Genomic DNA, 12,631 nt, shown 5'->3' on the forward strand with positions numbered 1-12,631 from the left:
ATGAAAGGTGGGATATTCTAGTCATAGGTTAACCGGACGACATCATAGGATCCTAACAAAAAGTTTACAATAATTCGATTATAAAATGGAGGATTTCAGATGAAAAAGAAAATACTTGCTTTAGCAGCAGCTATTACAGTAGTAGCTCCTTTACAAAGCGTTGCATTTGCTCATGAAAACGATGGGGGAAGTAAAATAAAAATAGTTCACCGCTGGTCTGCTGAAGATAAACATAAAGAAGGTGTAAATTCTCATTTATGGATTGTAAACCGTGCGATTGATATTATGTCTCGCAATACAACACTTGTAAAACAAGATCGAGTTGCACAATTAAATGAATGGCGTACGGAGTTAGAGAACGGTATTTATGCTGCTGACTACGAAAATCCTTATTATGATAATAGCACATTTGCTTCACATTTCTATGATCCAGACAATGGAAAAACATATATTCCATTTGCAAAGCAGGCAAAAGAAACTGGAGCTAAATATTTTAAATTAGCTGGTGAATCATACAAAAATAAAGATATGAAACAAGCATTCTTCTATTTAGGATTATCTCTTCATTATTTAGGAGATGTAAACCAACCGATGCATGCGGCAAACTTTACAAATCTTTCGTATCCACAAGGATTCCATTCTAAATATGAAAACTTTGTAGATACGATAAAAGATAATTATAAAGTAACGGATGGAAATGGATATTGGAATTGGAAAGGTACAAATCCAGAAGATTGGATCCATGGAGCGGCAGTAGTGGCGAAACAAGATTACTCTGGAATTGTAAATGATAATACGAAAGATTGGTTCGTAAAAGCAGCTGTGTCACAAGAATATGCAGATAAATGGCGCGCTGAAGTTACGCCAATGACAGGTAAGCGATTAATGGATGCACAACGTGTTACTGCTGGATACATTCAGCTTTGGTTTGATACGTACGGAGATCGTTAAGTATTTAAAAAAGGTCAAATCTCACAATAGAGTATTTGACCTTTTTATCAATTTAGCCAAGAAGACTCCTTCCTCAAGGAGCGTGAAGGGCGTAGCCCAGCGAGTAGGTGGGAGATGAATTGGCTTCGAACAAGAGATGGCAGGAAGTCATCTTAATTGTTCGACATATGTAAAGTGTTACCGGATAATTTGTCATAATCACTTAACTAACTATCGAATGTGCGTTTGGTATATAATGGAAATATATCGAAATGGAGGTGAAATGAAGGATGATCAATAAAGCGTATAAATTTCGTATCTATCCAAATAAAGCACAAGCGATCCTGATCAATAAAACGATTGGTTGTTCTCGTTTTGTATTCAATCACTTCCTATCTCTATGGGATAATGCATACAAAGAAACAGGAAAAGGTTTGACATATGGTACATGCTCTGCCAAACTTCCTGCCATGAAGAAAGAGTTTGTTTGGCTAAAAGAAGTGGATAGTATTGCTATTCAATCGTCTGTTCGCAACCTTGTGGATGCTTATACACGCTTTTTTAAAAAACAAAACAGTGCCCCGCGTTTCAAATCTAAAAAGAACAACGTACAATCTTATACCACAAAACAAACAAATGAAAACATTGCTGTTGTCGGAAACAAAATGAAATTGCCGAAACTAGGTCTTGTTCGATTTGCCAAAAGTCGTGAAGTAAAGGGACGTATTTTAAATGCTACGGTTAGACGGAACCCTTCTGGCAGATACTTTGTGTCATTGTTAGTTGAAACAGAAGTGCAAGAACTTCCGAAAACACATTCTTATATTGGAATGGATGTAGGATTAAAAGATTTCGCCATTTTGTCAGATGGAACAACCTATAAAAACCCTAAATTTTTTCGCTCATTGGAAGAGAAGTTGGCAAAAGCACAGCGCGTTCTTTCTAGAAGAATGAAAGGATCTTCTCGCTGGAATAAACAACGAGTAAGGGTAGCTAGAATTCATGAATACATAGCTAATGCTAGAAAAGATTACTTGGACAAAATCTCAACTGAAATCATCAAAAACCACGATGTTATCGGTATAGAAGATTTGCAAGTATCGAATATGTTAAAAAATCATAAGTTAGCAAAAGCGATTAGTGAAGTATCTTGGTCACAATTTAGAACGTTGCTAGAATACAAGGCAAAATGGTATGGAAAACAAGTCATTCTGGTATCCAAAACATTTGCTTCAAGCCAATTATGTTCTTGTTGTGGGTATCAAAATAAAGACGTTAAGAATCTAAATCTTCGTGAATGGGATTGTCCTGAGTGCAATTGTCATCACGACAGAGATATTAACGCAAGTATCAATCTTAAAAATGAAGCTTTAAGGCTTCTAACCGTAGGAACTACGGGGATAGCCTAATGAATTAGAAGCCATTAGGCTTCTGTACTTAGGAATCTCCCACTTCAAACAGTCCGTAAGGACGTTAAGTGGTGAGTAGTTCAATACTATACACATGGAGGTATGGAACGTGAAAGGTAAATTGCTAAAAGGTGTACTTAGCTTTGGGATTGGTTTAGGAGTTTTATACGGAGGATCCTCAGCTCAAGCAGATACGTCTACAGATCAAAACAATACTTTGAAAGTGATGACGCATAACGTGTACATGCTATCAACTAACTTATATCCGAATTGGGGACAAAGTGAGCGTGCTGATTTAATTGGGGCGGCAGATTATATTAAGAATCAAGACGTTGTTATATTAAATGAAGTGTTTGATAATAGTGCTTCAGATCGCCTTTTAGGAAATTTGAAGAAAGAATACCCAAATCAAACAGCTGTATTAGGTCGTAGCAACGGAAATGAATGGGATAAAACGTTAGGTAGCTATTCATCTGCAACTCCTGAAGATGGAGGCGTTGCAATCGTTAGCAAATGGCCGATCGTTGAAAAGGTTCAATATGTATTTGCAAATGGATGTGGACCAGATAATTTATCGAATAAAGGATTTGTATACACGAAAATTAAGAAAAATGATCGTTTCGTTCATGTAATTGGGACGCATTTGCAGGCTGAAGATAGTATGTGCGGAAAAACTTCACCTGCATCTGTACGTACAAACCAGTTAAAAGAAATTCAAGATTTTATTAAAAATAAAAATATACCAAATGACGAGTACGTCCTATTTGGTGGTGATATGAATGTGAATAAAATAAATGCTGAGAACAATAGTGACTCAGAATACGCATCAATGTTCAAAACATTGCACGCTTCTATTCCATCTTATACAGGACATACAGCAACTTGGGATGCGACGACAAACAGTATTGCAAAATATAATTTCCCTGATAGCCCTGCCGAGTATTTAGATTATATTATTGCAAGTAAAGACCATGCGAACCCGTCATTTGTAGAGAATAAAGTGTTACAACCGAAATCTCCACAGTGGACTGTTACATCATGGCTCAAAAAATATACGTATGATGATTATTCTGATCATTATCCAGTAGCAGCAACTATTTCTATGAAGTAGTCCTAAAAAAGTTTCTTCTTAAATAGGAAGAAACTTTTTTATTTTGTAGAGGAGATTCCAACTTTCTTTCCAATATGTATAAGACATATAGAGAAGAGGAGAGAAAAAATGTGGATCGAGGAATTTTTAAAGAAGTTCCATTACCGTGTGCATTTTTGGATGAAGTAGCTTTAGATAGAAATATTCAATTGATTATAGAATTAAGTGGCAATAAGAAGATTCGTATAGCGAGTAAATCGTTACGTTCTGTTCCGGTTATGCAAAAGATTTTAGCTGCAAATGAACGATTTCAAGGTATTATGTGTTTTTCACCTAGGGAAGTTTTGTTTTTAATTGAACAAGGATTCAATGATTTATTGCTCGGATATCCTGCTTATGATGATAGGGCGTTACATGAAATAAGTTTGCTAACAAAGCAAGGGCTCATTATAACTTGTATGGTGGATTGTGAAGAGCATATTGTTTATTTAGAAAAAATTGCTGAGAAATCTAAAGGATGTTTTCGTGTTTGCTTAGATATTGATATGAGTAGTCGTTTTTTTAAGTTTCATTTTGGGGTCAAAAGATCACCGGTAAAAGATGTGCAAGGTACTTTGAAAATAGTAAAAAGGTTGAAAGAATCATTATTTTTAATACTAGATGGTGTAATGGGATATGAAGCCCAAATTGCTGGGGTAGGAGATCGCATACCGAATCAACGAGTGAAAAGTAAAGTGATTTCACATTTAAAGAAGAAATCAGTGTTAGAAGTTAAAGAAAGAAGAGGACATATCGTAAAAGAAATACAAAATCTAGGTATTGAACTAAGGTTCGTAAATGGGGGAGGCACAGGAAGTATAAAAACAACTGAGCAAGATCATTCAGTTTCAGAGATTACAATAGGTTCGGCTTTTTATGCCCCGAAGCTGTTTGATTATTATAAAGAGGTGCAATTTCATCCAGCTGTCGGGTTTGCTTTACCAGTTGTGCGTAAACCAGCCCCAACAATTTACACTTGTCTAGGTGGTGGATATATTGCCTCAGGCGCAATTGGGAAAGATAAAGAACCTGAGATTTGGAGGCCGAATGGTGCAAAACTATTAGCTTTAGAAGGCGCTGGTGAAGTGCAAACACCGATTTTTTATAACGGTGAGGAACGAGTAGAGATAGGAGATTCTATCTTATTTCGTCATAGTAAAGCTGGCGAATTATGTGAGCGGTTTCCGTTTTTATATCGTGTGAAAGAAGGAGAGATTGTTGGGGAGTATTCAACATATCGGGGGGATGGCCAATGCTTTCTATAAAGGGACAAAAATGGAGAAATTGGACAGGGAATGTAGAAGGAACACCGCATTATACGATGTATCCAGAAAGTATACAAGATGTAGTAGAAGTTATAGAGCTTGCGCGAAAGAAAGGGAAGAAAATTCGTGTTGTCGGTTCAGGACACTCGTTTACACCTCTTGTGCAAACGGAAGAAATTTTAGTTTCTTTAGATGAATTGAAGGGAATTGTGAATATTGATACGGAAGAAATGGTTGCCGAAGTATGGGCAGGAACAAAGTTACATGAGCTAGGGAAGTTACTTGAGGAAAAAGGTTATGCGCAAGAAAATTTAGGGGATATTGATTCGCAATCTATCGCAGGAGCAATTAGTACGGGGACGCATGGAACGGGTATTACCTTTGGAAGTTTATCAACACAAGTTATAGAGATTACGGCAGTTTTATCTACAGGTGAGACTATAGTTTGTTCGGAAACGGAGAATGTAGAATATTGGAGGGCCTTTCAGTTGTCACTTGGGATGCTAGGTATCATTGTAAGGATAAAATTGAAAGTTATCAGGGCGTATTCACTTGTGTATGAAAGTGAAAAACAAGCATTATCTACTGTAATGAACAAATTAGAAGAATATAAGAAGAATCGCCACTTTGAATTCTTTGTTTTTCCTTATTCAGATGAAGTGCAAGTGAAAGTTACAAACGAAACAACGGGTAAAAAAAGTGATTTGAAATGGCATAAACTAAAGGTAGAGTTACTAGAAAATAAGATGTTTTCTTTGTTATCTAAAGGATGCAAATGGTTTCCTTCTATAAGTAAAGGAGTAAGTCGATTATCGGCTAAAGCTGTACCGAATACAAAAATAATTGGTCCGAGTTATGAAGTATTTGCTACATCGCGTGCGGTTCCATTTTATGAAATGGAGTATAGTGTTCCTTCAAAGTATATGCAGGCCGTTGTAGAAGAAATTTCAAACCTTATTGAAAAGAAAAAGTATAAAGTGCACTTCCCAATTGAATGCCGTTATGTGAAAAGGGATGATATATGGCTCAGTCCAGCGTATGGAAGAGATTCTGCGTATATAGCTGTTCATATGTATAAAGGTATGAAGTATGCTGCTTATTTTGGTGAGGTGGAGAAAATTTTTCTAAAGTATGAAGGACGCCCGCATTGGGGAAAAATGCATACGTTAACGTACGAAAAATTACAAAATATATATCCAGAATTGCATTCGTTTCTAAAGGTGAGGAAATTATTAGATGAAGCAGAAATGTTTTCAAATCCTTACACAGAAAAGTTATTTACGATTATGAAAAAAAGCTGACAAAGTATTACTTGTCAGCTTTTTTTAGTACGATCGCATTTCTTGTTTGACTAATTCGCTCGTAAAATAGTAACTTATCACGACTAAATACATGTAATAAAACATGAATAATAAATAGACCGTTAATTACGAGTTGGAATAATAATATAACTATTAATACTAAAGGTTCTTTAAGATTTAAGATAGAGCTACTAGAAAGAATATAATTGATTCCACCTAAAACGAAATAGAATATACCATAACGGATGAATAGTTCCTTCAACGTAATACGATCTGATTGTCCTTTCACGTAAATACGAAGCAATGCTTTACCGATTGTCTTTCCATTCGTAAAGTATGGAATGATAATAAAGTAAATAAAGATCGAACACGTTATGAAAATGAGTTCGTATATGTTCGTGTAAGATTGAATATTAGAAACAAAGAAAGAATTTCCTTTGTTTTTAATGACAGGTACAACGATGGATAAGAAAATCCAATCAATTTGCATCGCGATAAAGCGACGAACGAATCCGACTGGTTTCGTTTCCAAATCAATATGACTATCTAATTCGCTTGCTTTCGGAAGGAAGTACGTAAAAATTGGTGCAATGATAAAGCCGATTACGCCGCCTAATGTATTTAAAAACAGATCATCTATATCAAATAAGCGGTACGCACAATTGTATATACCGTATAGTCCAGTCACTTGTGTTAGCTCGAAAAAGAGTGAAAGACAAAAAGAAATACAAATTGTTTGTAAGAAACTACGTCGGAAATAATACCGTAAGTAAATACCGAATGGAACGGTTAATAGAACGTTAAATGCTACTTGTAAAAACGCAGATTCTTTTAATAGGTAGAAATAAGTAGCTGGTTTCGTTAAAATTGCCGAAGTACGATTACTAATTTCTTGTATGAAATAAAATGGTGATAGTTGCATGTGCTGCGTATTAGCCGGTTGTAGGCTACAAGTATCATATGTTTGTGGCAACGGCAAAATCACAAGAAAATAGGCATTTAATAAGTAAAGCAATAATGAGTATAAAATAAATGAACGCCATTTATTTAAATAACCATACTTTCGATAATTAAATATTAAAAAAGGGATTAATAGAAACATTGCTAAAAAAGGAAATAAAATAAATGCTGTTTTTACAGGGAATAAATATGCAGTCAAAATGAAGCTCCTTTCAATGAAAATTCGTTTACCATTATAACGTTAAAAGAACCTTAAAACAAAATTAAAATATTTTGAAATAGAAAAAATTATAAATTTTAATAGAATTAAGTTATACTAAATTTAATATAAGGATATTATGATTATTATAAGTTGAAAGAGGGAACAAGATATGCGATATGAGCTTTTTTCTGTAAGTGGGAATCATATTACAACTTTTGAAAGTGCGTGGCGTTTTCAAGAGGGAGAACAGATTTTTGTTCATGATGATCAAATAAAACGAAATTTTATTATTATCCGCCTAACGCATGATGTATTTCAACAAAATAAACATGTTATTCGTTTGTATTGTCAAGAAAAGAAAGTATATGCATAAAAAAACGAGTCGTTCTAGTGTAATAGAATGACTCGCTTTTTGATTTGTAAGTTTCACCTTATAAGAAAATAAGAGTAAGTACACCTACGATAATGCAATAGAAAGAGAAATATTTTAAATTTCCTTTTGCCATAATGTTCATAAACCATTTTAATGAAATATACGTCATGATAAATGTTGCGATAAATGCAACGATATATGGTACGAATAGTGTATCTAGATTTGGATCTTTTGCAATGTCTGTAATACTTAATAATAAACCACCTAAGCTAACAGGTATATATAGTAAGAATGAGAAACGAAGAGCCGTTTCCTGCTTCATACCAAGTAACATCGCTGCTACGATTGTTGCACCTGATCGGCTTATCCCAGGAATTAGTGCGCAAGCTTGTGCTAGGCCAACAATGATTGCATCTTTCATAGAAAGGTCGCCATCATTTTTACGTCCACGCAAGTTTCTAATAATCCAAAGACCGACAGCGGTAATAAGAAGGGAAATCCCAACCATTTTCACACCTTTTAAGTATTGATCGATGTAATCTTTAAATAAAACACCAATAACACCTGCTGGAATGGTCGCAATAACAAGGTAAATAATAAAGAAGAAATCTGATTTTGCATCTTCTGCTCTTGTAAATATATAAGATAGACCATTCTTCGTTAGACGAATTAAATCATTTCTATAAATAAGTAATACAGCTAATAATGAAGCTGAATTAACAAGTAGTTCAAAGCTAAACCCTTCGATTTTTAGTCCTAGCAAATGCTGTGCTAAAACGAGGTGACCGCTTGAAGAAATCGGAATCGGTTCTGTTAGTCCTTGGAACAGACCAAGAATTAAATATTTTAAAATGTAGTAAAATTGTTCCATAATAACCTCCTTGTTTAATAGTCGAAAGAAACAACTTGTCCATTATAACAAAGATACGGATGAATATTGAGAAGAAATAAATATTCGAAATATAATAAAAATCCCTTATAGCAGTATAAGGGATTTTTATTGTTAACGAGAAACTGCTGTTTCTTCAAGACTTTTCGTTAATTGAACATCGACTTTCTCAGCATCATGAATGTGATTCATAATAGTAGTATTTAACTTTTGGAACATTTGTTGTGTAGTAGCGAATTCTCGTAATATATCATCATTACAAGACTTTTGGTTTTCAATAGCTTTAATAACATTAGTAGCACCGTTTTGTAACGTTTGAATCATAATTAAAATATTTTCAATTCTAGCGTTTGTATCGGCACTCATTTCTACACCTTCATCGACTAAATGCAAATTATCTTTTGTATTATCGTATGCTTTTTCAATTTCTTCTTGAATTTTTTTCGTTAAGTTGCCAATGTTTTTTGTACTTTCAGCTGTACTTTCAGCTAATTTTCTTACTTCATTGGCAACGACAGCGAATCCTTTACCGTGTTCACCAGCACGTGCAGCTTCAATGCTTGCATTTAAAGCAAGTAAATTTGTTTGTGCTGCAATGTTTTGAATGACTTCTACAATTTGCTCGATTTCTTTTGAGCGTTCACTTAAATGATTCATACTATTAGACGTACGTTGAGATTGTTCGCCTAATTTGTTAATTACAATAAGTAAACGGTGAACAGATTCTTTTCCTTCATTAGAGCAGTCAATGATTTCTTCAATAGATTGAATTAAGCTTTGTTCTTTTTGTAACATTTCATTATTTAATTCATTGGAATGTGTAGTGCGTGTTGAAACATTTTCGAAACATGAGCTTAATTGTTGAACTAAATTTTGAAGTGTATTGTGCTGGTTATTTACAAGTTGATGCTCTTGAACAACGCTTTGTACACGATCGTGGATAGAAGAAATAGTCTCTTGTTGTTCGATATCCTTTTGTTTTAATTCTGCTTCTAGTTCTTGTATACGACTTTCTAATTGATCAATTTTATGTTGGAGTGATTTCTTTTGAGTAAACATATATTTATTTCAACCGCCTTTAGAAGTTATATTTTCTCTATATTTGGATTTTAGCATCTTTTATAATTTTTAAATATAGGAATTGTTAAATATTTAAGAATCTATTACATTTTATGCATAATTCCCTTTTTTTCGTCATGAAAAATAAACTGTATTTAATGGTATTGTAAACAAACTGTAAAATAAATCATGTATAACTGTATAAGAAGGGAGTCGGATTATGAACTATTTTAAGCGAATCAGTAGTCTAGTATTAGCAGGAATTATAAGTCTTTCTAGTACAGTCGCTGTTAAAGCAGAGTCAAACGACGAGAAACTTAACAACATGCAACAGCAATTGCAGCAAAACGATGCAGAAATGCAAAAGAAAGAGCAAGAGAAGCAAGCTGTTAGTAAAGAAATTCAAGGTATCGAAAACGAACTACATAATTTAAATAATACAATTGCAAAAAATAAAGAGGATCAAGCTGCTATTCAACGTAAAATTGATGAAACACATAAGCAGATTGAACAAAAAAAGGAAGAAATTGTCGTTTTAGAGGATAAAGTCCTTGCTCGTAAAGATATTATGAGAAAACGTATGGTTTCTGTTCAAAACAGTTCAAATACAAGTTTAGTAGTAGAAGTTGTAGTAGAGTCAAAAAACTTTGCAGATTTCTTACAACGTATGAACGCAGTTTCTACTATTTTAGAAGCTGATAAAGAAATTTTACGTCTACAGGAACAAGATCTTCGTCAAATTGAAGCAGACAAGAAAACAATTGACGAAAAAGAAGCATCTTTAGTAGTAGACAAACAAAAATTAGCAAAAGCACAAGCTGATTTGCAAGATAACTTGAAAAAGCGTCAAGCTAACTTACAAACAGTTCAAGCTAAATATAATCAGGTTGCAAGCCAACTTAATTTAGCTGCAGAAGAAAAGGCTAAAATCGAATCAAACATGAAGGCAGTACAAGAAACGATTGCTCGTGAGCAAGAAGCAGCAAGAATTGCAGCAGAAGAGCGTGCAAAAGCGGAGGCAGCTGCAAAGGCTGAGCAAGAAGCTTTAGCGAAAGCGCAAGCGGAAATTGCTGAAAAGCAAAAGCAAGCAAAAGCTAGTAAACCAGCTGAACCAGTTACTAATAATAATTCGAAGGTAGAACCTCCACAACCTAAACCATCTCCTAAGCCAACTGCTGGTGGGAAAGAAATTTATGTAGAAGCTACAGCTTATACAGCTGATCCAGGGGAAAATGGTTATGCACCAGGTCAACAAGTATTCTCTGCATGGGGACCAGGTGGTAAAGGTTATAATCTAACTGCAAACCCAGGAATGAAATTAATTGCTGTAGATCCAAATGTTATTCCATTAGGTAAAACTGTAAATGTTGAAGGTTATGGAGTCGCAATTGCAGCAGATACTGGTGGAGCGATTAAAGGTAACAGAATTGATGTGTTAATGCCTGATAAAGGGTCTTCTAGTCAATGGGGAAGAAAAATCGTTAAAGTTACAATTTTAAACTAACACGTAATCCAACTTTACAATACGTAGAGTTGGATTTTTTTATAAAAACAATGTTAAGTTGAGTTTACATTTTGTTAAGGGTAGCATACAATGATGGTGAGAGGTGGTAAATTTGACCATTTTAAATAGAGTGAAGGAATTAAGAGCTCGGTTTAATTTTTCGCAAAGTGTATTAGCAGAAAAGGTTGGAGTGACGAGACAAACAATCGCGGCAATTGAAAAAGGGGATTATGTTCCGTCATTGTTATTAGCGCTTACGATTTGCGATGTGTTCGAGCTCAAGATGGAAGATGTGTTTGTTTTAAATAAGGAGGGGGAAGAGGATGAATAGACTTGTATTTTCCTATATGTTGAATGTACTTTTAATGGTATTAGCAGGTTGGGCATTTATTGAGTTGTATTATTTTACTATCGAAGTTGCTAATTTTATTCAAACGAAGAGGGTACCATTTGAAGTTTCGGTGAGTTTAATGCCAATAGGATTGCTTTTAATATTTGGTATTGTATCGACTGTTCTTTATAAAATTCAAAAGAAAAAATATAAAGAGCTATCATATTGGATGTTTCCACTGTTATTTCCTCAAGAAGACGAGCGGGAAAAGGCGATTACAGAAAAGGCTTGTCGTACTACATTTATGTCACTATGGTACGTGTTGCCTTGTGCGGTTGGTTTTTTAACGCTTTCTCCAATTGCTAATCTATATGTTCCTGCATATCCAATATATATTGCATTTAGTATTTTCTTTATTCAAATGACAATTTTCCACGTATCTTTATATCGAAATAAAATCGCTTAAAAAGAAACCTTCTTGCATCAGCAAGAAGGTTTCTTTTCAGCTTACACTTGTACATATAGCAATATTATCTTATCATTTTAAATAGAGTAAGATTTTGTAACGGAAAGGAATTGTATATGAATAAGCAAAGAATTTATAGTATAGTAGCAATCCTCCTATTTGTTGTAGGTGGTGTATTAATCGGCAAACCATTTTATGATGGATATCAAGCTGAAAAGAAACAGACTGAAAATGTACAGGCTGTTCAAAAAATGGATTATGAAAAACATGAGACAGAATTTGTAGATGCTTCGAAAATTAATCAACCAGACTTGGCAGAAGTAGCGAACGCATCTTTAGATAAGAAACAAGTAATTGGTCGTATTTCGATTCCGAGTGTTTCATTAGAACTTCCTGTTTTAAAGTCTTCTACTGAGAAAAACCTATTATCAGGTGCAGCAACAGTAAAAGAAAATCAAGTAATGGGAAAAGGGAATTATGCATTAGCAGGACATAACATGTCTAAAAAAGGTGTTTTATTTAGTGATATAGCGTCTCTAAAAAAAGGCGATAAAATTTATTTGTATGATAATGAAAACGAATATGAATATGCGGTTACTGGTGTATCTGAAGTAACTCCTGATAAATGGGAGGTTGTTGAAGATCATGGGAAAGATGAGATAACACTTATTACATGTGTATCTGTAAAAGATAATTCTAAACGTTATGTTGTTGCTGGTGATTTAGTAGGAACGAAGGCGAAGAAATAAAAAAGAAGGTCAACTCTCTAAAGAGTTGACCTTCTTTTTTACTAATGTTGAGAAATAATAGAAT

The 12,631-nt window shown here is 34.2% G+C and carries 12 protein-coding genes and 1 pseudogene; 10 read left to right on the forward strand and 3 right to left on the reverse strand.

The window, feature by feature from the left end:
• The first annotated feature begins 99 nt into the window (after positions 1-99).
• The 5 genes from cerA (at position 100) to ACTFR9_RS22250 (ending at position 6,034) form a co-directional block, all read left to right on the forward strand.
• The gene (gene cerA, locus ACTFR9_RS22230) at positions 100-951 is read left to right on the forward strand and encodes a phospholipase CerA (RefSeq protein WP_000726982.1); all 852 of its coding nucleotides are present in this window, start codon (positions 100-102) and stop codon (positions 949-951) included.
• 269 nt (positions 952-1,220) lie between these two features.
• The gene (gene tnpB / locus ACTFR9_RS22235) at positions 1,221-2,339 is read left to right on the forward strand and encodes an IS200/IS605 family element RNA-guided endonuclease TnpB (protein WP_000608414.1); all 1,119 of its coding nucleotides are present in this window, start codon (positions 1,221-1,223) and stop codon (positions 2,337-2,339) included.
• 94 nt (positions 2,340-2,433) lie between these two features.
• Positions 2,434-3,450, forward strand: coding sequence for a sphingomyelinase C (gene sph / locus ACTFR9_RS22240; protein ID WP_001996694.1), 1,017 nt, complete (start codon positions 2,434-2,436; stop codon positions 3,448-3,450).
• A gap of 110 nt (positions 3,451-3,560) precedes the next feature.
• Positions 3,561-4,733, forward strand: coding sequence for an amino acid deaminase/aldolase (locus tag ACTFR9_RS22245; RefSeq protein WP_000373741.1), 1,173 nt, complete (start codon positions 3,561-3,563; stop codon positions 4,731-4,733).
• Positions 4,721-6,034 carry a D-arabinono-1,4-lactone oxidase gene (locus ACTFR9_RS22250; protein ID WP_000948917.1) on the forward strand — a complete coding sequence of 438 codons (1,314 nt, stop codon included), beginning with the start codon at positions 4,721-4,723 and terminating at the stop codon, positions 6,032-6,034. Before ACTFR9_RS22245 ends, ACTFR9_RS22250 begins: the two co-directional genes overlap by 13 nt.
• A gap of 7 nt (positions 6,035-6,041) precedes the next feature.
• On the opposite strand, the gene ACTFR9_RS22255 is transcribed toward ACTFR9_RS22250, so the two are convergent.
• Positions 6,042-7,193 carry a VanZ family protein gene (locus tag ACTFR9_RS22255; RefSeq protein ID WP_000128043.1) on the reverse strand — a complete coding sequence of 384 codons (1,152 nt, stop codon included), beginning with the start codon at positions 7,191-7,193 and terminating at the stop codon, positions 6,042-6,044.
• Between the two features lie 172 nt (positions 7,194-7,365).
• Between ACTFR9_RS22255 and ACTFR9_RS22260 the strand changes: the two genes are divergently transcribed.
• The gene (locus ACTFR9_RS22260; RefSeq protein WP_001268337.1) at positions 7,366-7,569 is read left to right on the forward strand and encodes a hypothetical protein; all 204 of its coding nucleotides are present in this window, start codon (positions 7,366-7,368) and stop codon (positions 7,567-7,569) included.
• Between the two features lie 58 nt (positions 7,570-7,627).
• On the opposite strand, the gene ACTFR9_RS22265 is transcribed toward ACTFR9_RS22260, so the two are convergent.
• A complete protein-coding gene (locus tag ACTFR9_RS22265; protein WP_000434782.1) occupies positions 7,628-8,440 on the reverse strand; it encodes an undecaprenyl-diphosphate phosphatase in 813 nt (270 codons plus the stop codon).
• A gap of 132 nt (positions 8,441-8,572) precedes the next feature.
• Positions 8,573-9,106: pseudogene (locus tag ACTFR9_RS22270) on the reverse strand (methyl-accepting chemotaxis protein); the annotation flags it as partial.
• 631 nt (positions 9,107-9,737) lie between these two features.
• Here ACTFR9_RS22270 and ACTFR9_RS22275 point away from each other — a divergent pair.
• From ACTFR9_RS22275 to ACTFR9_RS22290, 4 genes are all read left to right on the forward strand, one after another.
• A complete protein-coding gene (locus tag ACTFR9_RS22275) occupies positions 9,738-11,021 on the forward strand; it encodes a 3D domain-containing protein (RefSeq protein ID WP_001105826.1) in 1,284 nt (427 codons plus the stop codon).
• A gap of 112 nt (positions 11,022-11,133) precedes the next feature.
• Positions 11,134-11,352 carry a helix-turn-helix transcriptional regulator gene (locus tag ACTFR9_RS22280; protein WP_000154009.1) on the forward strand — a complete coding sequence of 73 codons (219 nt, stop codon included), beginning with the start codon at positions 11,134-11,136 and terminating at the stop codon, positions 11,350-11,352.
• A complete protein-coding gene (locus ACTFR9_RS22285) occupies positions 11,345-11,818 on the forward strand; it encodes a hypothetical protein (RefSeq protein ID WP_001081111.1) in 474 nt (157 codons plus the stop codon). Before ACTFR9_RS22280 ends, ACTFR9_RS22285 begins: the two co-directional genes overlap by 8 nt.
• A gap of 116 nt (positions 11,819-11,934) precedes the next feature.
• Positions 11,935-12,567: a class A sortase gene (locus tag ACTFR9_RS22290; protein WP_001041721.1), complete on the forward strand. Its 633-nt coding sequence runs from the start codon at positions 11,935-11,937 to the stop codon at positions 12,565-12,567.
• The last annotated feature ends 64 nt before the right edge of the window (positions 12,568-12,631 follow it).

This window comes from Bacillus cereus group sp. MYBK222-1, from assembly GCF_051916425.1.
GTDB classification, from domain to species: Bacteria; Bacillota; Bacilli; order Bacillales; family Bacillaceae_G; genus Bacillus_A; species Bacillus_A paranthracis.